We start from the raw sequence: 23,953 nt of genomic DNA on the forward strand, positions 1-23,953 counted from the left end.
CCTCTCCTAGCTCGCGCCGACGGGCACCGCGGTGAGCGCCGTGAGTTTCCAGCCGTCCGAGGTACGGGACAGGCCCGCCTCGAACCGCTTGCGGTCGGTGGTGGCCGCGCCGCCGCGCGGCATGACCCGGACCTGCACGGTCGCGATGAGCTTCGCCGTACCGGCCCTGGTGTCGAGTTCGGTGACCGCCGCGTCGGTGACCGTGCCCCGGGTGGAGGTGCCGGACTGCTTGAGCGCGGCGGCGTCCGCGGTGTGCGTACGGCTCATGCGGTCGTGCAGCGGCCCGGTCGTCGTGTCCAGCCAGGCCGCGAGGTCGCGGTCCAGGTGGGCCGCGTCCACCGTGTTCAGCCGGGTGATGTCCCACTGCCCGTCGGTCAGTACGGCGTCGCGGGCCTTGGCGTAATTGAGCGTGCCGTCGCCGCGCGTGTCCGCGTACGACCAGGCGCCGAGCGCGCACACCACGGCGGCGACCGCCCACGCGGTGACCCAGACCAGGGTGGACCGGCGGGCGCTCATCGGGTGCCCCCGAAGCCCGTGTGACCGGAGCGCGTGTCACCGAACCGCGTGTCGCCGAGGCCGAGCAGATCCGCCATCGTGCCGCCGCTGGGCCCGGTCGGCAGCGAGGGCAGGCCCAGCGCTCCCGGCAGCACGCTCGTGCCGTACGTCGTCGTCCCGGTGGACGGGCCCGCGGCGGACGGGGTCCCGGCGCCGGTCGGCAGCACCGAGCCGGGCTGCACGGGGTTCGGGACGCCCCCGCCGCTCGGGGCGTTGGCCGAGCCGCGCACGTCGGTGCCGGAGGAGGCGGGGGCGGTGCAGCGGGCCGCGGTGTTGAGGGCGGTGGCGGGCGCCTTGGTGTCCAGGCCGTTGCGGTACGTGGTGCCGCCGTATCCGGAGGTGCAGGGCAGCGGGGAGAAGAAGGTGACGGCCATGCCGAAGTGCAGGCCCTTGCCGTCCACCGCCGTCGATCCGGCGGCGGCCACCGCGGGCACCTTGACCAGGAATTCCTCGATGCCGTGCTGTCTGGTGACGGCCACGTCCGAGGTGGTCAGCAAGTTGGCCAGGACGACGCTGAGTTGGGGTCCGACGTCCCGCAGCAGCGCGCTGACCTGTCCCGCCGCGTCGGGCGCCGCGGCGATGAGCCGTCGCAGGTCGGTGTCGGAGTCGTTGAGCTGCTTGGCGAGCTGACTTGCGCTGCTGGCGAAGGACTTGAGTGCGTCGCCCTCGTCGGCCTGCGTGCGCAGCACCGTCCGCCCGTCGGCCATCAGCGTGATGTTGCCGGGCAGGTTCATGTCCGCGGCGGAGATGAACTCGCCGCTGGTGTCGAGCAGCGACTGGAGGTTGTCGCCCTGTCCCGCGAACGCCTTGCCGAATTCGTCGACGACGGTCTGAAGGGACTTCAACGGGACCGATCCGGCCAGGCTGTTGACGCTGGTGAGCAGGTTGGTGACGGGCGCGGGGATGGTGGTGTCGGCGCGTTCGACGCGGGAGCCGTCGGCGAGATACGGCCCCTGGTCGGTGGTCGGCCGCAGGTCGATGTACTGCTCGCCGACGGCGGACAGGCTGGCGACGACGGCCTTGAGGTGGGAGGGGATGTGCGGCGCGGAGTCGTTGATCCGCAACGACGCCTCCACTCCGTCGTCGGTGAGTCTGATCGGGCCGACCCGGCCGACCGAGACGCCGCGGTAGGTGACGTTGGCGTGCTCGAACAGGCCGCCCGCTTCGGGGAGTTCGACCTTGACGGTGTAGTAGCCGCGCAGGCCCACGTACCGGCCGAGGTCGGCGTAGCGGACGCCGATGAAGCCGAGCACGAGCCCGGCGATCAGCAGGAAGGCGATGTTCTTGGCGATGGTGACGCGGGTCAGCATCAGCGGCCCCCGGTCCTGGTCGAGCCGGTGACCGACGGCAGCGGCAGCGGGATGCCCGCCTCCCGCAGCTTCTTGTCGACCGTCGTCGTCCGGTCGGCCTTGGTGTGCGCGGACATCGGGTTCTCGGGGTCGGGCGGGTAGACGTTCCCGGACGCGGGCATCTCGGGGATGAGCTGCGTGCCGGGTACGGCGGTCAGGTCGAGGTAGACGTTGAGGTAGTCGCCCTTGACGCCGTTGAGGACCTCGTCGGTGAACGGGTAGGTGACCAGCACCTGGAGCGAGTCGGGCAGCGCGTCGCCCGCGTCGGCGAGCCGTCGCAGGGTGGGCGCGAGGGCCTTGAGGTCGGCGACCATGTCGTCCTTGCTGCGGTTGACGGTGTCCACCGCGACGCCGGAGAGCGTGTCCAGCGAGCGCAGCATGGTGACCAGCGAGCCGCGCTGCTGCTCCAGCACCTTCAGTCCGGGGCTGAGGCCGGTCAGTACGGTGCCGATCTTCTGGTCGCGGGCGGCGAGGGTGGCGGACAGTTCGTTGACGCCGTCGAGCGCGTCGGTGATGTCCTGCTTGTGGGCGTCGAGGTCGCTGACGAGCGTGTCGACCTGGTGGAGCATGGAGCGGATCTGCGGTTCGTTGCCGGTCAGGGCCTTGTTCAGCTCCACCGAGATGGTCTTGAGCTGGGCGACGCCGCCGCCGTTGAGCAGCATGGACAGTGCGCCGAAGACCTCTTCGACCTCGGGGTTGCGGTTGGTGCGCGAGGCGGGGATGACGGCGCCGTCGCGCAGGGTGCCGCTGGCGGCCCGCGTGCCGGGCGGCGCGGAGAGCTGGATGTACTTCTCGCCGAGCAGGCTGGACTGTTCCAGGTGCGCGTACGCGTTGGCGGGCAGTCTCACCTTGCCGTTGACCTTCATGGTGACGGTCGCGGACCAGCCGTCGGCGCCGAGGCCGATCTTGGTGACGCGGCCGACGGCGACGTCGTTGACGCGTACGGACGCCTGCGGGACGAGGTCGAGGACGTCGGCGAAGTCGGCCTTCACGGTGTAGGGGTGGCCGCCGAGGTCGGCGCCGCCGGGCAACGGCACGTTCTGGACGTTCAGCGAGCAGCCGGCGAGGGCGAGCGCGAGCAGCGCGGTCCCGCCGACGGTGGCGGCGCTCCCCCGGGTGTGCGGACGCTTCATCGGGCCGCCCCCTTGGTGTAGACGGTGCCGACCGCCGGCAGGGGCAGCGGCAGGGTCTTGGCGTCCTTGGCCGCGGGCGTGAAGTCGGAGCCGGTCCTTGCGGTGTCCTTGGCGGCGGCGGGCGAGATGTCGCCGCCCATGCTCAGTTCGTTGATGTTGGCGCGCCCGTCGATGGTGCCGTACTGCGGGTCGTAGGCGTTGAGGAGGTTGTCGGCGGCCAGCGGCGCGGTGTCGAGGAGTTCGGCGAGTGACGCGCGCTGGTCGACCAACGTCTGGGTGATCGGGGCGAGTTTGCCGATGCTGGTCTTCAGCCGGGCCCGGTTGTCCTGGATGAAGGTCTTCACCTGGCCGAGCGCGGTGGACAGTTGGTGCAGCGCGCCGCCCAGGTTCTCCTTGTCCTCGGCCAGGAAGCCGCTGACGGTGGAGAGTTGATCGGTGGCGGCCCGTACCTTGCCGTCGTTGTTCTTCAGCATGGTGGTGAAGGACTGGAGGTAGGACAGGGTCGCGAAGAGGTCGTCGCTGTGGCCGTTGAGGGTCTTGGTGGCCTGGCCGAGCTGGTCGATGCTGTCGCCGATGGCCTTGCCGTTGCCGTCGAGGTTCTTCGCGCCGGTGTCGAGGAGGTTCGACAGGGCGCCGGTGGCGTTGGCGCCGTTCGGGCCGAGGGCGTCGCTGAGCCGGGTGATGCTCTCGTAGAGCTGGTCGACCTCGACGGGGGTCGCGGTGCGGGTGGCCGGGATGACGGTGCCCGCGGTGATCCGGGGGCCGCCGGTGTAGGCCGGGGTGAGCTGGATGTAGCGGTCGGCGACGACGCTGGGCGCGACGACGACGGCGCCGGCTCCCGCGGGGACCTTCACCCCGTGGTCGAGGACCAGCACGACCTTGACCTGCTTGCCCTGCGGCTTCACCGAGTCGACGGTGCCGACCTTGACGCCGAGCACGCGCAGGTCGGATCCGGCGTAGACGCCCACGGCGTGGTCGAAGTAGGCGGTGATCCGGGTGCCGTCGGGGCCGCCGAAGAGGCGTACGCCGCCGTAGGCGAGGGCCGCGAGGACGACGGCGAGCACCGTGCCGAGGGCGATGGCCCGCCGCCCTCGCGCGGCGCGGCCGATGGATGCCTTCACGATGTGCCTCCCGTCGCCTTGGGCGGCTCGCACCCGGTCGTCGGCTGGGTGCCCGGGGGCAGATAGCTCTTGGGGACAAGGCCGCACAGATAGCTGTCGAACCAGCGGCCGTTGCCGAGGGTGTTGCCGACCAGCCGGTAGTAGGGCCCGGCCAGGGCGAGCGCCTTGTCGAGGCTGGACTGGTTGGCGAGCAGTACGCCGGTGACCCGGTCGAGGGCGTCCAGGGTCGGGCCGAGCTGCCGGTTGTTGTCGGCGACCAGGCCGTTGAGCTGGGTGCCGAGGTCCTGGGTGCCGGTGAGCAGCGCGTGGATGGCGTCGCGGCGCTTCTGGATCTCGCCGAGCAGCAGGTTGCCGTCCGAGATCAGCGTCTGGAAGCGGCTGTTCTGGTCGGAGAGGGTCTTGGTGAGCTGCTTGCTGCCCGCGAGCAGGTCGGCGAGCTGGGCGTCCCGGCTGGAGATGGTCCGCGACAGCGACGACAGGCCGGTGGCGGCGCTGCGCACCGAGGCCGGGGTGTCCTTGAAGGTGTCGGAGAGGGTCTGGAAGCTGGCGGCGAGCTGCGTGGTGTCGATCGACCCGAGGGTGTTGCCGAGGCCGTCGAGCGCCTGCGTGACGTCGTACGGCGAGGTGGTGCGGGTCCTGGGGATGCGCTGGCCGGGGTTCTGCGCGCGGCTGCCGAGCGGGTCGACGGCCAGGTACTTCTCGCCGAGCAGCGTCTTGATGCCGATGGCGGCGGTGCTGGCGTCGCCGATCCAGGTGTCCTTGACGCGGAAGGTGACCTTGACCTGGGCGCCGTCCAGCGACACCCCGGTGACCTTGCCGACCTTGACGCCCGCGACCCGCACCTCGTTGCCGGACCTGAGCCCGGCGGCCTCGGTGAAGCTCGCGCTGTACGTGGTGCCGCCGCCGATCAGCGGGAGCGCGTCCGCGTTGTACGCGACCAGGCCGGCCAGGGCGAGCACGAGCAGGCCGACGGTGCCGACGAGGACGGGGCTGCGTTCGCGCAGCGGCCGGAAGAGGGGGCGGCCCCGGCGCGCGGGGGCGCGGAAGCGGAGGCGCGGGGTCGGTATGCGGGGGCGGTTCATGACCGGCACCTCGATTCGGTGATCGCTATGCCGGTGGGCGGCTTGCTGCCGTCGGAGGTGGTGACCCCGGCGACGGTGGCCTGGCAGAGGTAGAGGTTGAGCCAGGAGCCGTAGGAGGCGAGCCGGCCGATGGTCTGGAGCTTGGCCGGGGTCTTGGTGAGGAAGTTCTCCAACTGCGGTGTGTTGTCGGCGAGGTTGGTGGACAGCCGGCCGAGCTGGGCGATGGAGTCCTTCAGCGGCTGGCGGCCGTCGGTGAGCAACCCGGCGGTACTGGTGGTGAGTTGGGAGATCGCGGTGATCGACTGGCCGATCGGTTCGCGGTCGGAGGCGAAGCCGCTGACGAGCTGCTGGAGCGAGGTCACCAGGTCGTTGAACCCGGCCTCGCGGGTGTTCACCGTGGTGAGCACCGAGTTGAGGTTGTCGATGACCTGGCCGATCACCTTGTCCTTGGCGGCGAGCGTTGTGGTCAGCGAACCGACGTTGCTGATCAGGCTGTCGACGGTGCCGCCCTCGCCCTGGAGCACCTGGACGATCTCGCCCGCGAGCTGGTTGACGTCCTTGGGCGACAGGCCCTGGAACAGCGGCTGGAAGCCGTTGAAGAGCTGGGTGAGGTCGAGGGCCGGGGTGGTGCGCTGGAGCGGGATGGTGTCGCCGGGGGCGAGCGCTTGGCCGACCGGTCCCGTGCCCTGCTGGAGGTCGATGTACCGCTGGCCGACCATGTTGAGGTACTTGATGGTGGCGGTCACCGAGCCGGGCAGCTTCCGGGCGCGCTGCACCGAGAAGTGCACCTGCGCGACGCGGTGGTCGACGACCTTGATCGAGTCGACCTGGCCGACCTTGACCCCGGCGATCCGGACGCTGTCGCCCGAGGTGAGGCCGGTGGCGTCGGTGAACCGGGCGTTGTAGCCGGAGGTGTCGCCGACGTCGGTTCCGCCCGCGATGCTCACCGCGAGGACGGTGGTGGCCAGCGCGGTGACCAGGATGAAGATCAGCGACTTGACGATCGGTCCGACGAGGCTGCGGCGCTTCACCGCACCGTCACCTCCGCCCCTCGGTAGACGGGACCGGTGAGCAGGCTGCTCCAGTCGGGGAGCGAGCCGGGGTCGGTGCCGATGCCCGGCGCGAGGAGTTCGTTGATCAGCTCGTTCTCCTGCGGGGAGTTGGCCGGGGAGTCGGTGGTGGTCACGGTGGACATGGACGCCGTGGACGTCGTGGACGTCGTGGCGGTCGGCGAGGTCGCGGACTTCGTGGAGTGCGTCGCGGCCGGTGCGCCGCCGCGGCCGGTGTACGGGACCGGGTAGCACTGCGGGCCGCCGCTCGCGTCGTACACCGGGGTGTCCTTGCCGGGTACGTACTTGCCGCGGGACGGCACGCTGGTGAGGTCGACGTGCAGTCCCGGCTCGTGGGTGCCCTTGCCGAGCGCCTTGTCCATGACGGGGACGAAGGCGGCCAGGGTGCGCAGCGTGCAGGGGAAGGACGGGGAGTACTTCGCGAGCAGCCCGAGGGTGCCGCGGCTGTCGGCGGTCAGCCGGATGATGGTGTCCTTGTTCTGCCGCAGATACGTCGTCAGGTCCTGCGCGGTGGCGGTGGTACTGCCGTACACGCTGCTGAGGTCGGCCTGTTCCTCGGCGATGGTGCCGCTGGTCCTGGTGAAGTCGGTGAGGGCCTGCACGATGTCGGGCGCGGCGGCGTTGTAGACGTGGCTGACGGTGACGAGCTGCTTGATGTCGTCGTTCAGCACGGGCAGTTCGGGGTTGAGCTTGGTCAGGTAGCGGTCGAGCTGGACGAGGGTGGTGCCGAGCTGGGTGCCGCGGCCGTCGAGCGCGGTCGCGACGGCGTTGAGGGTCGCGGCGAGCTTCTGCGGCTGGACGGCGGTGAGCAGCGGCAGCACGTTGTCGAGCACCTGCTGGAGCTCGATGGCGTCGCTGGAGCGGTCCTGGGCGATGGTGCTGTCGGCGGCGAGGGTGGGGCCGCCGCCGGTGGTGTCGGTGCCCGCGGGGGGTACGAGGGCCACGAAGCGTTCGCCGAACAGCGTGGTGGGCAGCATCTGCGCGGTGACGTCCGCGGGGATGCGCTTGAGCTGGCCGGGGTCGATGGCGAGGTTGAGCCGGGCGCCGTCGCCGTCGGCGCTGATCGAGGCGACCCGGCCGACGACGACCCCGCGCAGTTTCACGTCGGCGCCCTGGTGCATCTCGTTGCCGACGGTGCCGGTCTCCAGGTGGACGGTCGCGGTGTCGCTGAACGTCTTGTCGTAGACGGCGACCGCGAGCCAGGCCAGCAGCGCGGGCACCAGCAGGAAGACGACGCCGGCGGTCCTGCGACGGGCGGTGGCGCCGCCGGTCGGGCGGCGGCGCGGGGCCGGGGGCGCTCCGGCGGGACGGGTGTCGGTGGTGGTCATCCCGCCACCCGCACCGTCGTGGTGGCGCCCCAGATCGCCAGGCTGAGGAAGAAGTCGGTGATCGAGATGATCACGATGGCGTTGCGCACCGAGCGGCCGACGGCGATGCCGACGCCCGCGGGGCCGCCCTTGGCGGTGAACCCGTAGTAGCAGTGGGCGAGGATCACGATGACGCTGAAGATCAGCACTTTCAGTCCGGAGAGCAGGACGTCCTGCGGGGACAGGAAGAGGTTGAAGTAGTGGTCGTAGGTGCCCGCGGACTGGCCGTTGAACATGACGGTGACCATCCGGGAGGCGACGTAGCTGCTGAGCAGGCCGATGCCGTAGAGCGGGACGATGGCGACGACCCCGGCGATGATCCGGGTGGTGACCAGGTACGGCATGCTGCGCAGGCCCATGCCCTCCAGCGCGTCGATCTCCTCGTTGATCCGCATCGCGCCGAGCTGGGCGGTGAATCCGGCGCCGACGGTGGCCGACAGGGCCAGGCCCGCGACGAGCGGGGCGATCTCGCGGGTGTTGAAGTAGGCGGAGATGAAGCCGGTGAACGCGGCGGTGCCGAGCTGGTTCATCGCCGCGTAGCCCTGGAGGCCGACGACGGTGCCGGTGGCGAGGGTCATGCCGATCATCACGCCGACGGTGCCACCGATGACGCCGAGGCCGCCGCTGCCGAACACGACCTCGGCGAGCAGGCGTTGGACCTCTTTGAGGTAACGGCGCAGGGTGCGCGGTATCCACAGCACGGCGGTGATGTGGAAGATGAAGTGGTCGCCGGTCTCGTCCAGCCAGTGCAGCCAGCGGCCGGTGTTCCGGCGTCGGCGCGGCCGTGGTCCTTCGGGCGGCGGCTCGGCCTGCGGGGTGTCCTTGTCCAGGAGCGCCATCGCTCAGGCTCCCTTCTGCGGGACGAGCTGGAGGTAGATCGCGGTCAGGACGACGTTCACCAGGAACAGCAGCAGGAAGGTGATGACGACGGACTGGTTGACCGCGTCGCCGACGCCCTTGGGGCCGCCCTTGGGGTGCAGGCCGCGGTAGGCGGCGACGATGCCCGCGATGAAGCCGAAGATCACGGCCTTGATCTCGCTGATGTACAGGTCGGGGAGCTGGGCGAGCGCGGAGAAGCTGGACAGGTACGCGCCGGGGGTGCCGTGCTGGACGATGACGTTGAAGAAGTAGCCGCCCGCGGTGCCGACGACCGAGACCAGGCCGTTGAGGAAGACCGCGACGAGCATCGTCGCCAGGACGCGCGGCACGATCAGCCGCTGCACCGGGGAGACGCCCATCACCTCCATCGCGTCCAGTTCCTCGCGGATCTTGCGCGAGCCGAGGTCGGCGCAGATGGCGCTGCCACCCGCGCCCGCGATGAGCAGGGCGACGATCAGCGGGCTCGCCTGCTGGATGACGGCCAGCACGCTGGCGCCGCCGGTGAACGACTGGGCACCCAACTGCTGTGCCAGTGAGCCGACTTGCAGGGCGATGACGGCGCCGAAGGGGATCGAGACCAGGGCGGCGGGCAGGATCGTCACGCTGGCCACGAACCAGAACTGCTCGATGAGTTCGCGCATCTGGAACGGCCTGCGGAAGGTGTCGCGCACGGTGGTGGCGGCGAGCGTCATGAGCTGCCCGGTCTCGCGCAGCGCGCCGGTGCCGGGGATCGGGCGGCGCGGCACGGTGACGCGTTCGGGGCGCGGCGGGGTCGGCTCGGGTCCCGGTCCCGGGACCCGTACGGGCGCGGTCATGCGGGCTCCCCCTGGACGGGGACGAGTCCGGCCTGTACGGCTTCGCGGGTCGCGGCCGGGAGCTGGTCCCACATGGCCAGGACGCGGGCCCTGCGGCGCTGTACCGCCTGCCGGGGCGGCAGTCCGGGTGACGGTTCGAGCTGCGGCGCGACGCGGCGCGGGGCCGCGGGCAGCTCGCGGCCGTTCAACTGCTCGCGGGCCAGGGCCGCTTCGTCCTTCTCCTCCGACATCCCGATCGGTCCGTCGCGGCGTCCGCTGAGGAACTGCCGTACGACCGGCTCGTTGCTGGTGAGCAGCAGCTCGCGGGGGCCGAAGGCGACCAGTTCGCGGCGGAAGAGCATGCCCATGTTGTCGGGCACGGTCGAGGCGATGTCGAGGTTGTGGGTGACGATCAGCATCGTCGCGTCGATCTGCGCGTTGAGGTCGATGAGGAGCTGCGAGATGAACGAGGTGCGGACCGGGTCGAGGCCGGAGTCGGGTTCGTCGCACAGGATGATCTGCGGGTCGAGCACCAGGGCGCGGGCGAGTCCCGCGCGTTTGCGCATGCCGCCGGATATCTCGCCCGGCAGTTTGCCCTCGGCACCGAGGAGGCCGACCATGTCGACCCGCTCCATGACGATGCGGCGGATCTCGGACTCCTTTTTCCTGGTGTGCTCGCGCAGCGGGAAGGCGATGTTGTCGAAGAGGTTCATCGACCCGAAGAGCGCGCCGTCCTGGAACATCAGGCCGAACATCTTGCGCGCCTCGTAGATGTCGCGCTCCGGGCTGTTCACCATGTCGACGCCGCCGACGAGCACCCGGCCGCGTTCGGGCTTGAGCAGGCCGATGAGCGATTTCAGGAATACCGTCTTGCCGGTTCCGGAAGGGCCGAGCATCACGCTGACTTCACCGGGCGGCAGTGTGAGCGTGACGTCCTGCCAGACGTTCTGCGTACCAAAGGACTTGGTGAGTCCTTCGACGATCACTTCGATTCCCATTGCACCTCCCGGAGCTGATCAGTGGTGGGGCGGTTCGGGAAAGGCGATCTCCGGATCGCATCCCGAGGCCGCGATGGGCACGCACAGCGGTCCCTGGATGAGATTCAGTGAGTTGCCGTGCCCCGATATCGCCGAGGTGAAGAGGGAATTCAGGTTCTCTCCGTGGCTGCCGCAGCCGGTGAACGGGGGAATGTAGAGGTCGTCCTGGGCCAGCGGCCCGCCGTCCTGCACTCCGTAGTCCGTGGGTCCGGTCGGGCGGCCGGTCAGTGAACTGCGGTCGTAGCCGACGAGTTTGATGTCCAGCGGCGCCGAGGCGCGGCAGTCGGCACCGACGTCCAGCGGTACGCCGTTGACCTTGACGTCGGACAGCCGCAGTTCCTGCTTGCCGTAGATGGTGCTGGTGGTGATCGTGCCGAGGTTGCTGGTGCCGACCGTGACGACGGTCATCAGGCCCTTGGGGAGCAGTTCCATCCGGGCGGTGACCGGCACGAACCCGAAGGTCAGGAAGGTGGTGTCGGACGGCGGCAGGGCCAGCTTCGCGATCGAGTCGATCTCGAAGTACTGCTTGAGCGGGTCGGGGTCGGTGAACTCCGTCCAGATGCTCTTCTGCACGACGGTGACGCGGGTCGGCTTCTTGGTCAGGTCGTTGATGACCGCGGCGCCCTTGAGCTTGAAGACGTTGGAGTAGCCGGTGACGTAACCGCACTGGGAGTACGGGGGGAACGGCGGGTCGCCGGGGCCGGGGCTGCGGACGGCGTTGGGCGGCCGGGGAATGGAGTCCATGACCGCGGGGTCGGTGTCGCCTTCCGGCGGGTCCTCGCAGTCGTGCACGCCGGAGTGCGGGGGCGAGGCCAGCGTGATGGTGTTGCGGCCGTCGGACCGGGCGGCGTCGGGGGCTCCGTCGCCCGCGCCCTCGCCGGTCTTGCCGACGCCCGCGCGGGAGCCGGTGCGCGGCGTGGGGGCGGCGGCCGAGGAGCCGCCGGGCGCGGTGGCGTGGCCGGGTCCCGAGGAGCCGCCGGGGGTGCCGGGGACGGAGACGGTACCGAGGAGGTCGCCCTGGTCGGGCTTGGGGGCGCAGGTGCCGATGATGTCGGCGGCGTCCTTGGCGGCCTGGCCCGTACCGGCGGAGTCCGCGGCCGTGCCGGTCGCGCTGTCGGCGCCGGTCGCGCTGTCGGCGCCGAACGCGCTGTCGCTGTCGGTGCCGGTCGCACTGTCGGTGCCGGTGCTCGGGGAGTCGGGCGGTGCGGACGCGGGGTCGGTCACGGGGCTGAGCTTGAGGTCCAACTCCCCTGCGGTGAAGCGCACTTCGCCGGAGGCGGTGACCGTCAGCGGCGGCACCGCGCCGCCGAAGGTGAGCACCAGGTCCCCGTCGCCCTTGAGCGGTGTCGAGGGGGCGGTCAGTCCCGGCCATACGGCGTCCGCTCGCGAAGTGCCCTGCGCGACATGGGCGGTGAGGCTCGCGGCGCCGGTCAGGGCTGTGGCGCCGGCGGGCAGCAGCGCCTCGGCGCCGGCCCGCGGCATGGTGACCGTCGCCGTCAGGTCGCCCGGCTGGATGGGCTTTCCGACCACGGCGGTGTCCGGGTAGTTCTGCACCAGCGCGACGGTGACGTCCTGGACGACGGCCTTGTCGGTGCCGCCGGTGCCGCCGGAGCCGTCGGCGGCCGTACCGGCGGGGAAGGCGCACGCGTATCCGAGGGTCACCTTGCCGTCCGGGCCGCTGGCCGCGGAGTCGGGTCCTGGCAGCAGTCCGGCCAGGAGCGCCGCCGCTGCGACAGCGGCGAACCGCACCGCGCGGCGCGGCTTCACGGCACCCCTCATTACGGAACTCCTCAGGAAGGCGTCGGCGACGCAGGACATTACGGTCGAGTAATAAGGCCCCACAAGTGATCGACCGGACGAATATTCGACGGCGTGGACCGGGGCGGATTTCCTGTCACCGAATGACAAAACACAAGCGGAGTTTTGTCCTCCAGTGCGTGTTCGGGACCCCGGCCGCCACTGCGGCGGTCCGGGGTCCCGGTTCGGCCGGCGCGGGCTTCAGCGGTCGCGGCGGCCGGTGTTACGCGAGGGGCGGGGCTCAGGGAGAGACGACCTTCAGCGTCGTGGGGGTCACGACGTAGCCGGCCGAGTAGGTGGCCAGGTCGTTGTTGTTGATCAGGCCGAGGCACAGACCGGAGACGTTGTACGCCTTGAGGGTGCCGCCGGTGATGGCCAGCGTGTGGGTGGAGTTGGTGTACGTGGCGTTGAGGGTGGCGCCGTTGCCCACGCCGCTGGGGTCGGCGAAGGTCGCGTTGCACAGACCGGACAGGGTGGCCTTGACGCCGGTCAGCGTGCCGGTGGTGACGCCCGCGGACGTGGTGGCGGCGGTGCCGGTCAGCGTCCACGGGGTGCCCTGGGCGGCGACGGAGAAGGTGATGCCGCCGACCTTGCAGGTGTTCCACGAGACGGTGTTGATGGTGCCGAGGGTGCCGCCGTGCGAACCGTTGGTCACGGTGGCGGTGGCCGCCGACGAGGTGCAGGTGAGCTTGGTGCCCGTGGTGGTGTCGGTCAGCGTGGGCGTGGTGGCCGTCGCGGTGATCGCACCGGTCGACGAGCTGCCCGAGACGGTGTACGTGACGGCCGAGGCCGGGCTGACCGCGAGGCCGAGCGCCGCCGCCATCGCGGCACCGGTGACCATGGTTCCCTTGGCGGTCCTGGAGAGCTTGTGCACGGGCTGATCCTTCCTGGGAGATGACGTACCTGATAAACCGGCTTCCGCGTCTTCCATGTGTGGCGGGAAGGGGAATTCGGTTACGACTCACTACCTGGAACGTGGCACCGATTCCGCTCGGTTGCCCTTGCGGAGCAGGACGTTACGCACGGGTAACCCGGAGGCGCAATAATCCCGGCCAAGATTCTCCGGCGGACCCTACTCTCGGGTATTTTTCTGTCACGGAAGCAACAGTGCGCCGGGATTTTTTATAAGCAAGTGAGCAAGTCGGCCGCGCGGTGCGCGCATCGGCCGGCCCGACGGGCGATCACCCGGAGTGCAACCATGGCCATCGGTCACCGTCGCCCACCGTCGCGGGCCTGACACGTTTCCGTGTGCAAGGTGCTGCGTTCCGTACGCGATTGGTCTATGTTGCAGCGAGGTTGCCCGCGACTACCGTGCGTGGCACACCACTTCACCGGTTCACCGGCCAGCAGGGCCGTCGCGGGAGGGGGGTACGGACATGACCGTAACGCGGCAGACGCCGGAGCAGGCGGAATCAATCGGTCCGATTCCACGGGAGTTCGCCGCCATCATGCGGCCGGAACTCCCCAGCCTTTTAAAAGAGATGGCCACGGAAATCGTCACCACGATCCCCGAATACGGCCACTTGCTGGAGGGCCCGAACGCCCGGGTGATCAAAATCGGTATCGAGCAGAGCATCGCCACTTTCGTCGACCGGGTGGCCGCGCCGACCGCGACCACCGCGCTCCGCGACGACCTGTGCCGCCAGTTCGGCCGCTTCGAGGCGTACGAGGGCCGCAGCCTGGACAACCTCCAGGCCGCGTACCGCATCGGCTGCCAGGTGGCGCTGCGCCGGGTGCGCAGCGTGGGCCGCCGCTACAACCTGTCGGCGTCCTTCATGCTGACCTTCGCCGACGCGCTCTTCGCGTACATGGGCGATCTCGCCGAACTCTCCCGCGAGGGCTATGTACAGGCGATGGCGGAACTGGGCGAGGAGCCCGACAATCGCCGCCGCCGACTGCTGCGGCGGATTCTCAACGGCGCCTCCGTGGCCCGCAGCGCGCTGGCGGAACTGGCCGAGCACTCGGCGTGGCCGCTGCCGGAGGAGGTGACGCTGATCGCGGTCGCCCCCGACACGCGTCCGGCCGGGGCGGCGCTCGACAAGGACATCCTGATGGACTTCGCGGACCCGGAGCCGCATCTGCTGGTGCCGGGACCGTTCACCGACGAGCGGCGGGAGCGGCTGCACGCGGCGCTCAACGGCTGCCGGGCGGCGATCGGGCTGACCACCTCGCTGAGCGAGGCCGCGGATTCGCTGCGCTGGGCCCGGCACACGCTGGCGCTGGCCGACGCCGGGATCATCGACGACGACTCGGTGGCGCTGAGCGAGAACCATCTGCTGCCGCTGTGGTTATTGGGCGATCCCGCGCTGGTCGCGCAGATCGCCAAGCGCTATCTGGGGCCGCTGGTCGGGCTGACCGCCACCCAGCGCGCCCGGCTGATCGACACCCTGCGGATCTGGCTGACCACCCGAGGCACCGCGGCGCAGATCGCCGACCAGCTCGGCGTGCACCCGCAGACCGTGCGCTACCGGATCCGTATCCTCGACCGCGCTTTCGGCGACCAACTCGCCCGCCCCGACGACCGGTTCGCCACCGAGATCGCGCTGCGCGCGCTGCACCTCCAGGAGAACGGCGAAACGCCGGACGGCGGCCTCCTGTCGGAGGACCGCCGCCCGGCGCGCGACCCCTCACGCTACGAGGAGTAGACCTCGAACTCGGAGATCTGGCCCGCGGGCCAGCCGGTGTTGCCGGTGATGGTCAGCCGTACGTAGCGGGCGCTCGCGGGAGTCACCGGGATGGTGACGGTGTTCCCGCTCGCGGGGTTGAAGGTGTAGCCCGCGGACGACTTCAGCGTGCTGTAGGTGTTGTTGTCGGTGGAGCCGAGGACGCTCAGCGTCTCGGTACGGGGGGCCCACGCCGTGGCGGGCGGGAGCTTGAGGACGACCCGGCCGACGGTCCTGGCCGCGCCGAGGTCGACGGTCAGCGACTGCGGGAAGGCGTTGTTGGTGCTCTCCCAGTAGCTGTTGGCGTTGCCGTCCACCGCGTTGCCCGCGACGTAGACATCGGAGTGACCGGTGTCGGAGGCCGGGTGCCCCTGGGCCAGGTTGCCGGAGGCCGGGGTGGTGGGGGGCGTGGTCGGCGGGGTGGTCGGGTTGCCCGAGCCCGGCTGCGGCCAGGTGGAGCAGTCGTTCCAGTTGCTGTCCCAACCACTGTTGCCCGCACCGCGGTTGATGGTGAAGGCGGGCAGGTTCGCCGGGTAGGAGCAGTTGTACGTACCCGTCGCGCCGGTGCCGGTGGCCGTCACATTGGTGAAGGTCGCGGAGCCGGGCGTCTCGGCCTGCACCACGACCGTGCCGGTGTTGCTGGCCGTCGCGCCGCTGACGGTCACGCCGTTGATGGTGTAGCCGTGGCCGCCGCCGGAGACGAACTCGAAGTCGCTGTACGGGCTGCCGATGAAGGTCGTGTTGCTGATCCGGATGTCGTTGTTGATCGCGTAGTCATAGCTGTCCACGCGCAACGCACCCATTGGGTGGCCCCAGTTGGGGTTCAGCGCGCCGGTACGGATCAGGGTGTTGCCGGAGACCGTGACGGTGCCGGACAGCGGGTTGAAGGGCTGGAGGAACGCCTGGTTGGAGATGGCGATGCCGCCGCCGAGCGCGTTGGTGTCGGCGATCACGTTGTTGGAGACGGTGTTGTTGCTGCCGCCGTAGATCGCGATGCCGTTGGCCAGGTTGGGCTGCACGATGGTGTTGTTGCTGAAGGTGTTGCCCGTGTCGGGCGCGCCGAGCGACCACATGGCGAGACTGTCGTCGCCCTGGTTGCGCAGGAAGTTGTTCTTCACCTGGACGCCGTTGGCGCTGCCGTCCAGGTTGAGGCCGTCGGCGGTGGTGCCGAGGATGCGGTTGTTCTGCACCACGAGGTTGTTGTTGTTGCCGGTCAGCCACAGACCGCACTTCTCGCGCTGCACCCAGATCCCGGAGACCACCGAGTTCGGCCCGAGGCTGCCGGTGACGAAGCTGTCGGGCGAGCCGTCGTTGCGGACGCTGACCTCGCCGAAGACGGCGAAGTCGTACAGCTTGGTGTTGCCGCTCGCGCTGGTCTGGTCGATCAGGTGCGAGCTGTGCAGGACGGAGTACCAGTTGCCCGCGCCGCGGATGGTGACGCCGTCGGCCTGGATGGTGGAGCCCAGCTTGAAGTCGCCGGACGGGATCCAGACCTCCTTGCCCTGCGACTTCGCCTGGGCGATGGTCGTGTTGAAGGCGCTGGTGGAGTCGGCGCTCCCGGTGGCGTCGGCGCCGTTGCTGACGACGGATATGGAGTTCGCCGGGGCGCTCGCCGCCCCCGCCACCTGCTCGAAGTCGGCGACGTCGATGGTGGCCTGGCCGGTGTCGCCCGCGTCGAGCTGGAGCTTGACCTTGGCGCCGACGGCCAGATTCTGGCCCAGCTTGATCCGCGAGTCGTCGAAGAAGTGGTGGGTCTTGGAACCGGCGATCCACGACGTGTCGACGTAGCTGTACTGCGCGGTGACCGCCAGCTTCTGGCTGATCTTGGTGCCGTTGACGTAGACCGAGACGGTGCCTGAGGCGCCGCGCGGCAGGTTGTAGGCGACATCCACCGCGTTGGCCGGGGCGGTCAGGGTGAACTCGACGTACTTGCCCTGGCCGTTGAGGCTGACCGCGCGGCGGCCCGACGCCTCGGAGGCGACGGTGGACTGGGTGTAGTCGGGGCCGACCGCCGAGCCGTTGGTGGCGGCGGCCTCGGCCTCGTACTCGGTGAACGGGACGCTCGCGCCTCCGCTCACGGCGAAGGGCGAGACGGTCGATACGGAGGGGGCGGCGCTGGCCGACTGGGCCGTCACGGCGAGCGCGAGCCCGCCCGCGACGACCGCCGCCGCGGTGGCGGAAGCCAACCAGGCCGTGGAACGACGTCTGTTGTCCATGGGGTGGGGGGTGTCCCTTCTGACTGGAGTCACAGAGGTGACGCACACCCTAGAGATGTCATGCATGAGACAGCAAGATGTCGATTGGATTTCGCAAAATTTGGATGGCTTGCAGAGATCTCGCAAATTCACCGCAAGAAACTTGCGCCACCTGTACTAGAATCGACGCCATGACACGACGACTTGCCGAGGTGGCAAAGAAGGTCGGGGTGAGTGAGGCCACCGTCAGCCGCGTGCTGAACGGGAAGCCTGGCGTCTCCGACGGAACCCGGGCAGCGGTCCTCACCGCTCTTGACGTGCTCGGTTACGAACGGCCCACCCAGCTCCGGGGGGAACGCGCCCGGCTGGTCGGCATGGTCATGCCCGAGCTGCAAAATCCGATCTTCCCGGCTTTCGCCGAGGTGGTCGGCGGCGCGCTGGCGCAGCAGGGCTTCACCCCGGTGCTGTGCACCCAGACCGCGGGCGGCGTCTCCGAGGCCGACTACGTGGAACTGCTGCTCCAGCAGCATGTCTCCGGCGTGGTCTTCTTCGGCGGGCTCTACGCCCAGGCCGAGTCACCGCACGACCACTACGCGCGGCTGGCCGAGCGCAATCTGCCCACCGTGCTGATGAACGCGGCCATCGACCATCTCGACTTCCCGCGCGTCAGTTGTGACGACGCGGTCGCGGTCGAGCAGGCGATGAACCACCTCATCTCGCTCGGCCATCAGCGGATAGCCCTCGTGCTCGGCCCGCCCGACCACGTACCGTCGCGCCGCAAGCTCGCCGCCGCCCGCCGGGTCGACCCGTCGGTGACCGTCGAGCACGCGCTGTTCACGTTGGAGGGCGGCCAGGCGGCGGCCAGCCGGCTGCTCGCGCGCGGCATCACGGCCTTCATCTGCGCGAGCGACCTGCTGGCGCTCGGCACCATAAGGGCGGCTCGCAGACGGCGGCTCTCGGTGCCGGAGGACGTGTCGGTAATCGGTTACGACGACTCGTCGCTGATGAACTGCACCGAGCCGCCGCTGACCACCGTCCGGCAGCCGATCGAGGCGATGGGCCGGGCGGCCGTGGACCTGCTGGCCGGAGAGATCAGCGGGGCGTCGGTCGACCACGACGAGCTGTTCTTCGAACCGGAACTGGTAGTACGCGGTTCCACCGGTCCCGCCCCGCACCCCTCCCGCCTCCCCCACCCGGAGGCCCGCGCCAACGTCTGACCCCGCACCACGATCACCCGCGAACCCGGACCTGAGCCAGGGCCCGAGCCAGGATCAGGGCCAGGACCTGGGCTGAGCCCGTCCCGGGCTCGGCCCGAGCTCAGCCATGCCACCGCGGCGCAGGGGCGGAGAGCCGTGCTCCCGCCCCGGCGCCGCCGTCCGCTCCCCCGGCGACCCGCCGGCCGCGGCCCGACCCGGCACCCGGCCGCCGCTCCCCGTCGCGGCAGCCCGCGACCACCCGCGGCCCCCTGGGGCCCGCCGGGCGACCCTCCCGGGCCCGTGGGCACCCCCTCCGGCCCGGCCCGCGCCGGGCCCGCGGAGGGGCCGTCACGGGCCGTCCGCGAGCACACGGCCGGTGACCCCGCTTCCACTTGCGAGCCGTCCGACGTCGTAACCAAGTCGTGTCTTTGCGAAATTCGCGCGACATCTTGCGGACATCTATCGGGTTAAGTACGTTGAGCCAACCCGAAACGGCGGCGTGCAACTGCGCCGAGCATCACGTGCACCATGTGCCGCGGGGGTCCCAGATCGCAGTCCAACGACGCGCAGTGGTTCAGGGGAAAGGGTTTTGAACATGAGCAGAATCGGCTACCGCAGACTGGTGGCGGTCGCGCTGGTCGCGGGCATCGGATTGTCCGCTGCCGCGTGTTCCAGCAGCGACGACAAGAAGGATGACCCGGGAACGAAGGCCAGCAGCAGCTCCAGCAGCGCCGGCACCCCCTTGGACCCGAAGACCAAGGTGTCGATCACGGTCGACTGTGAGCCGCCGACCACGAAGAAGGCCGAGCGCCAGCAGTGGATCGACGACGTCGCCGAGTTCAACAAGACGTACCCGAACGTCACGGTCAACAGCAAGGACGCGTTCCCTTGCGAGGACCCGGCCAAGTTCACCGCCCAGCTCCAGGGCGGTAGCCAGACCGACGCGTTCTACACGTACATGACCGACCTCCAGCAGGTGCTGGACGCCGGCCAGGCGGCCGACATCACGGAATACGTCAACGACAAGACGGTCCCGAACCTCAAGGACATCGACCCCGGTGTCCTCGACGTCCTCAAGGACGGCGGCAAGCTGTACGGTCTGCCCACCTCGAACTACCAGATGGGCCTGATCTACAACCGGAAGATCTTCAAGGACGCCGGTCTGGACCCGAACAACCCGCCCACCACGTGGGAAGGCGTCCGCGCCGCCTCCAAGCAGATCGAGGACAAGCTCGGCAGCAAGGGCATCCACGGCTTCATCGAGAACGCCGGCGGCAACCAGGGCGGCTGGCACTTCACGTCCGAGCTGTACGGCCTCGGCGGCACCATGGTGTCCGAGGACGGCAAGAAGGCGACGTTCAACGACGACAGCGCCAAGACCCTGCTGACCACGCTGCACGACATGCGCTGGACGGACAACAGCATGCCCGCCACCCCGGGCAAGGAGTGGGGCGACGTCCAGAAGGCGATGGGCACCGGCGTCGTCGGCATGTACGTCGGCGCTCCCGACGACATCCCGCTGGTCGTCCAGCAGTACAAGGCCAAGTTCGAGGACCTCGGCATGGCCCCGATCCCCGGCGGCAAGACCTCGCTGTTCGGCGGCGCCGACTACATGTTCAAGAAGTCGGCCTCCCCGGACCAGATCAAGGCCGGCATCGCCTGGATCAACTTCAAGTACCTGACCCTCGAGAAGGGCCAGTTCAACTACCCGCGGAACAAGACGGACGGCCTGCCCGTCGGTCTCCCGCAGCCCTTCTTCTTCACCGGCGCGTCGAAGGAGAAGGACAACTCCACCAAGGCCGCGAACGCGACCGTCCCGGTCGAGAACTTCAAGACGTACGTCGACGCCCAGGTGCCCGTGAAGCCCGAGCCGCCGAACGCCCAGAAGATCTACACCGTGCTCGACACGGTGATGTCCGGTGTTCTGACCAACAAGAACGCTGACATCTCCAAGCTGCTCTCCACTGCCGAGTCCCAGGTCAACAGCCTCCTGGCCGCCTCTCAGTAACGACAGCCCGCGGGGGCCGGTCCGGCGACCGGCCCCCGCTCAGCGGTACCGGCCCGACGCATCACTTCAGTCGAGGAGCACCCATGGCGGCGACAACCGTCCCCGAGAAATCGAGTAGGCGCCACGCCGGGCGTCCCGTTGGTCAGCCCGATGGAACGCAGCGCCGTTCCGGCCTGAGCCGTAAAGTCCGGCAGAACGTCCAGGCGTACGGCTTCCTGATCGGCGCGGTCCTCTGCTTCGGGTTCTTCTCGTGGTACCCGATGGTCCGCGAGTTCATCATGAGCTTCCAGAAGACCAAGCGCGGTGTCACCACCTGGGTGGGCTTCGACAATCTCAAGCAGGTCTACCACGACCCGTATTTCTGGACGGCCTGGCGCAACACCCTGCAATTCACGGTGTACGCGCTGGTGATCGGCTTCATCGTGCCGTTCTTCGTGGCGATCCTGCTCAATGAACTGCGGCACGCACAGGCGTACCTGCGCATTCTGGTGTATCTGCCGGTGATGCTTCCGCCGGTCGCCGGTGTGCTGCTGTTCAAGTACTTCTACAACCCGGAGTACGGGCTCTTCAACCACATTCTGAAGACCCTGCACCTGCCGACCTCCGCATGGCTGGACTCGTCGCACACGGCGATGATCTCGGTGGTGATCGCGGCCACCTGGATGAGCATGGGAAGCGCCACGCTGATCTATCTGGCGGCGCTCCAGAACATCCCCGGCGAGCTGTACGAGGCCGCCGACCTGGACGGAGCCGGGCTGTTCAGCAAGATCTGGCACGTCACGATCCCGCAAACCCGCATGGTGCTCTCACTCATGCTGCTGCTCCAGATCGTGGCGACCATGCAGGAGTTCACCAACGTCTATCTGCTGACCGGCGGCAACGGCCCGGAGAACTCCACCACGACGGTCGTGTACATGGTCTACCAGTACGCGTTCCGCTACAACAATTTCGGAAGCGCCGCGGCGCTGGGCCTTTTCCTGCTGCTGGTGCTGGCCGGATTCTCCGGTGTGTACGCGCGGCTGAGCCGGAACAGCGACTAGGACGGAAGACGGACATGGCAGCGTTCACCCAGCAAAACCGGACCCTGATCTCGTCGGCCGCTTTGAGCCGACCGCGGGCGAAATTCGTCTACTGGACCGTGCTGAGCCTGGTCATCCTGGTCTTCACCCTGGTGTTCCTCGGCCCGCTCTACTGGATGGTGACCGGCGGCTTCAAGTCGGCCCAGGAAGTCCTGGCGAATCCGCCGACGCTCTTCCCGAAACACCCGAAGGCGAGCAACTACTCGGACGCCTGGAGCGAGCTGAAGATCGCCCGGCTGCTCTTCAACACCTTCTATTACGCGTTCGGCGCGCTGCTGCTGCAACTCGTCTTCGACGTGGCGGCGGCGTACGCGATCTCCAAGCTCCGGCCGGTGCTCGGCAATCTGATCCTCGGCATGATGCTCGCCACCCTGATGATCCCGGCGGCGGTGCTGATCGTGCCGCAGTACATGACGGTCCTCGACCTGCCGCTGCTGCACGTGAACCTGATCGGCACCCCGTGGGCGATCTGGCTGCCCACGGTGGCCAACGGCTTCAACATCTTCCTGCTGAAGCGATTCTTCGACTCGATTCCCGAGGATCTGATGTCCGCGGCGAAGATCGACGGCGCCGGGCCGCTGCGCACGCTGTGGTCGATCGTGCTGCCGATGTCGCGTCCGATCCTCGGCGTCGTGTCGATCTTCGCGGTGGTCAACGTCTGGAAGGACTTCCTCTGGCCGATGCTGGTGGAGCCCGACCCGAAGAACCAGCCGATCAACATCGGCATCAACTCGCTCTCGCAGGGCGTACCGCAGAACGTGCTGATCGCCGCGCTGGCCATCTCCGCGGTGCCGACCCTGCTGATCTTCCTGCTCTTCCAGCGCAACATCATGTCCGGCCTGACCGCGGGCAGCCTCAAGGGCTGACGGGTCACCGGACCGCAAGCCTTCCGTAACGCACCCCCAAGCACTCCGCCGCCGGCCTCTATGCCCACATCCCCGCCTCCGGGGCCGGCGGCGGGGTCCCACCTGCCCGAAAGGACGTTGACGTGGCAGACACCCCTCAGCCCGAGGCCGACGAGAACTGGTGGCGCGGCGCGGTCATCTACCAGGTCTATCCGCGGAGCTTCGCCGACAGCAACGGCGACGGCACCGGAGACCTCGCCGGGGTGCGTTCCCGGCTGCCCTACCTGGCCGAGCTGGGCGTCAACGCCCTCTGGTTCAACCCCTGGTACCCGTCGCCGATGGCCGACGGCGGATACGACGTGGCCGACTACCGGGACATCGACCCGGTCTTCGGCACGCTCGCCGAGGCCGAGAAGCTGATCTCCGAGGGCCTGGCGCTGGGCATCAGGACGATCATCGACATCGTGCCGAACCACATATCGGCGGCCCACCCGTGGTTCCGCGAGGCGCTGGCGGCCGGTCCCGGATCGCCCGCGCGCGACCGCTTCTGGTTCCGCCCCGGCCGCGGCGACGACGGCGAGCTGCCGCCGAACAACTGGCCTTCGCAGTTCGGCGGCCCGGCCTGGACGAGGACGACCGACCCGGACGGCACGCCCGGCGACTGGTTCCTGAACCTCTTCGACTCCGAGCAGCCCGACCTCAACTGGAACCACCCGGACGTCCGGGCCGAGCACGAGGACATCCTGCGGTTCTGGTTCGACCGCGGCGCGGGCGGCGTACGGATCGACTCCGCCGCGATGGTCGCCAAGGACCCGGAGCTGCCCGACCTGAGCAGCGACCCGGCCGCCCCGCACCCGTACATCGACCGGGACGACCTGCACGAGATCTACCGCGGCTGGCGGCGGATCGCCGACGGATACGACAACACGCGGATCCTGGTCGGCGAGGTGTGGCTGCCGGACGCGGTGCGTTTCGCGCACTATCTGCGGCCGGACGAGATGCACACCGCGTTCAACTTCGACTTCCTCGCCTGCCCCTGGGCGCCGGAGCAGCTCCGCAAGTCCATCGAGACGACGCTGGCCGCGCACGAGCCGGTGGGCGCGCCCGCCACGTGGGTGCTGTGCAACCACGACGTGACGCGTACGGTCACCCGCTACGGGCGGGTCGACACCGGCTTCGACTTCGCGACCAAGGCGTTCGGCATCCCGACCGACCTGGAGCTGGGCACCCGCAGGGCGCGGGCCGCCGCGCTGCTGACCCTGGCGCTGCCCGGATCCGTCTACCTCTACCAGGGCGAGGAGCTGGGGCTGCCCGAGGTCGAGGACATTCCGGCGGCCAAGCTCCAGGACCCGATGTACCTGCGGTCCGGCGGCACCGACCCCGGCCGGGACGGCTGCCGTGTGCCGCTGCCCTGGTCCGGTGACTCCTCGCCGTTCGGCTTCAGCCCCGAGGGTTCGGCGGAGCCGTGGCTTCCGCAGCCGGCCGACTGGGCGGGGCGCACCGCCGAGATCCAGTCCGCCGACCCGGCGTCGATGCTCTCGCTGTACCGGGCGGCGCTGCGGATTCGCAGCGCCGAGGCCGGTCTGGGCGACGGTCCCATGCACTGGCTCGACTCCGACCCGGGCGTCCTCGCCTTCAGCCGCACCGACGCGTTCGTCTGCGTCGTCAACCTGGCCGACACTCCCGCGGAGCTGCCCGCGCACAGTGAGCTCCTGCTCACCAGCGGACCTCTCCTCGACGGCCGTATCCCCGCCGACACCGCCGTCTGGCTGCGCCGCTGAAA

The 23,953-nt window shown here is 69.5% G+C and carries 19 protein-coding genes; 6 read left to right on the plus strand and 13 right to left on the minus strand.

The features are described 5' to 3' along the window. Positions 1-6: 6 nt before the first annotated feature. The 12 genes from ACFY9V_RS07295 to ACFY9V_RS07350 form a co-directional block, all read right to left on the minus strand. On the minus strand, positions 7-516 hold the full coding sequence (locus ACFY9V_RS07295; RefSeq protein ID WP_391160007.1) for a hypothetical protein: 510 nt from the start codon (positions 514-516) through the stop codon (positions 7-9). After that, on the minus strand, positions 513-1,865 hold the full coding sequence (locus ACFY9V_RS07300; protein ID WP_391160009.1) for an MCE family protein: 1,353 nt from the start codon (positions 1,863-1,865) through the stop codon (positions 513-515). Before ACFY9V_RS07300 ends, ACFY9V_RS07295 begins: the two co-directional genes overlap by 4 nt. Next, positions 1,865-3,037 carry an MCE family protein gene (locus ACFY9V_RS07305; protein ID WP_391160012.1) on the minus strand — a complete coding sequence of 391 codons (1,173 nt, stop codon included), beginning with the start codon at positions 3,035-3,037 and terminating at the stop codon, positions 1,865-1,867. Before ACFY9V_RS07305 ends, ACFY9V_RS07300 begins: the two co-directional genes overlap by 1 nt. Next, positions 3,034-4,158, minus strand: coding sequence for an MCE family protein (locus ACFY9V_RS07310; RefSeq protein ID WP_391160015.1), 1,125 nt, complete (start codon positions 4,156-4,158; stop codon positions 3,034-3,036). Before ACFY9V_RS07310 ends, ACFY9V_RS07305 begins: the two co-directional genes overlap by 4 nt. Further along, positions 4,155-5,240, minus strand: coding sequence for an MCE family protein (locus ACFY9V_RS07315; RefSeq protein ID WP_355334446.1), 1,086 nt, complete (start codon positions 5,238-5,240; stop codon positions 4,155-4,157). Before ACFY9V_RS07315 ends, ACFY9V_RS07310 begins: the two co-directional genes overlap by 4 nt. Further along, on the minus strand, positions 5,237-6,271 hold the full coding sequence (locus tag ACFY9V_RS07320) for an MCE family protein (RefSeq protein WP_391043749.1): 1,035 nt from the start codon (positions 6,269-6,271) through the stop codon (positions 5,237-5,239). The genes ACFY9V_RS07315 and ACFY9V_RS07320 overlap by 4 nt, the downstream gene beginning before the upstream one ends. Beyond that, complete coding sequence (locus tag ACFY9V_RS07325) at positions 6,268-7,638, minus strand: MCE family protein (protein ID WP_391160016.1); 1,371 nt, start codon at positions 7,636-7,638, stop codon at positions 6,268-6,270. Before ACFY9V_RS07325 ends, ACFY9V_RS07320 begins: the two co-directional genes overlap by 4 nt. Next, positions 7,635-8,516 carry an ABC transporter permease gene (locus ACFY9V_RS07330; RefSeq protein WP_391160018.1) on the minus strand — a complete coding sequence of 294 codons (882 nt, stop codon included), beginning with the start codon at positions 8,514-8,516 and terminating at the stop codon, positions 7,635-7,637. Before ACFY9V_RS07330 ends, ACFY9V_RS07325 begins: the two co-directional genes overlap by 4 nt. A gap of 3 nt (positions 8,517-8,519) precedes the next feature. Next, positions 8,520-9,371: an ABC transporter permease gene (locus ACFY9V_RS07335; RefSeq protein WP_188279770.1), complete on the minus strand. Its 852-nt coding sequence runs from the start codon at positions 9,369-9,371 to the stop codon at positions 8,520-8,522. Next, the gene (locus ACFY9V_RS07340; RefSeq protein WP_355334456.1) at positions 9,368-10,348 is read right to left on the minus strand and encodes an ATP-binding cassette domain-containing protein; all 981 of its coding nucleotides are present in this window, start codon (positions 10,346-10,348) and stop codon (positions 9,368-9,370) included. The genes ACFY9V_RS07335 and ACFY9V_RS07340 overlap by 4 nt, the downstream gene beginning before the upstream one ends. A gap of 18 nt (positions 10,349-10,366) precedes the next feature. Then, positions 10,367-12,166: a DUF6801 domain-containing protein gene (locus ACFY9V_RS07345; RefSeq protein WP_391160019.1), complete on the minus strand. Its 1,800-nt coding sequence runs from the start codon at positions 12,164-12,166 to the stop codon at positions 10,367-10,369. Positions 12,167-12,425: 259 nt separating this feature from the next. Then, a complete protein-coding gene (locus tag ACFY9V_RS07350; RefSeq protein ID WP_355334461.1) occupies positions 12,426-13,058 on the minus strand; it encodes a hypothetical protein in 633 nt (210 codons plus the stop codon). 502 nt (positions 13,059-13,560) lie between these two features. Between ACFY9V_RS07350 and ACFY9V_RS07355 the strand changes: the two genes are divergently transcribed. Beyond that, the gene (locus ACFY9V_RS07355) at positions 13,561-14,829 is read left to right on the plus strand and encodes a helix-turn-helix domain-containing protein (protein ID WP_391160020.1); all 1,269 of its coding nucleotides are present in this window, start codon (positions 13,561-13,563) and stop codon (positions 14,827-14,829) included. Here the strand turns inward: ACFY9V_RS07355 and ACFY9V_RS07360 are convergent. Then, on the minus strand, positions 14,817-17,063 hold the full coding sequence (locus ACFY9V_RS07360) for a discoidin domain-containing protein (protein WP_391160022.1): 2,247 nt from the start codon (positions 17,061-17,063) through the stop codon (positions 14,817-14,819). The two genes, ACFY9V_RS07355 and ACFY9V_RS07360, sit on opposite strands and share 13 nt — an antisense overlap. Before the next feature lie 170 nt (positions 17,064-17,233). On the opposite strand from ACFY9V_RS07360, the gene ACFY9V_RS07365 reads away from it, so the two are divergent. From ACFY9V_RS07365 to ACFY9V_RS07385, 5 genes are all read left to right on the plus strand, one after another. Further along, positions 17,234-18,259, plus strand: coding sequence for a LacI family DNA-binding transcriptional regulator (locus ACFY9V_RS07365; RefSeq protein WP_188279764.1), 1,026 nt, complete (start codon positions 17,234-17,236; stop codon positions 18,257-18,259). 574 nt (positions 18,260-18,833) lie between these two features. Next, positions 18,834-20,246 carry an extracellular solute-binding protein gene (locus ACFY9V_RS07370; RefSeq protein ID WP_355334468.1) on the plus strand — a complete coding sequence of 471 codons (1,413 nt, stop codon included), beginning with the start codon at positions 18,834-18,836 and terminating at the stop codon, positions 20,244-20,246. 83 nt (positions 20,247-20,329) lie between these two features. Then, positions 20,330-21,286 (plus strand): sugar ABC transporter permease, encoded by a 957-nt coding sequence (locus ACFY9V_RS07375; RefSeq protein ID WP_355334470.1) that lies wholly within the window; start codon positions 20,330-20,332, stop codon positions 21,284-21,286. Between the two features lie 14 nt (positions 21,287-21,300). Then, complete coding sequence (locus tag ACFY9V_RS07380) at positions 21,301-22,191, plus strand: carbohydrate ABC transporter permease (protein WP_355334473.1); 891 nt, start codon at positions 21,301-21,303, stop codon at positions 22,189-22,191. A 122-nt stretch (positions 22,192-22,313) separates the two neighbouring features. Beyond that, positions 22,314-23,951 (plus strand): alpha-amylase family glycosyl hydrolase, encoded by a 1,638-nt coding sequence (locus ACFY9V_RS07385; protein WP_355334474.1) that lies wholly within the window; start codon positions 22,314-22,316, stop codon positions 23,949-23,951. Positions 23,952-23,953: the final 2 nt, after the last annotated feature.

This window comes from Streptomyces sp. NPDC008317 (assembly GCF_042955955.1).
Taxonomy (GTDB): domain Bacteria; phylum Actinomycetota; class Actinomycetes; order Streptomycetales; family Streptomycetaceae; genus Actinacidiphila.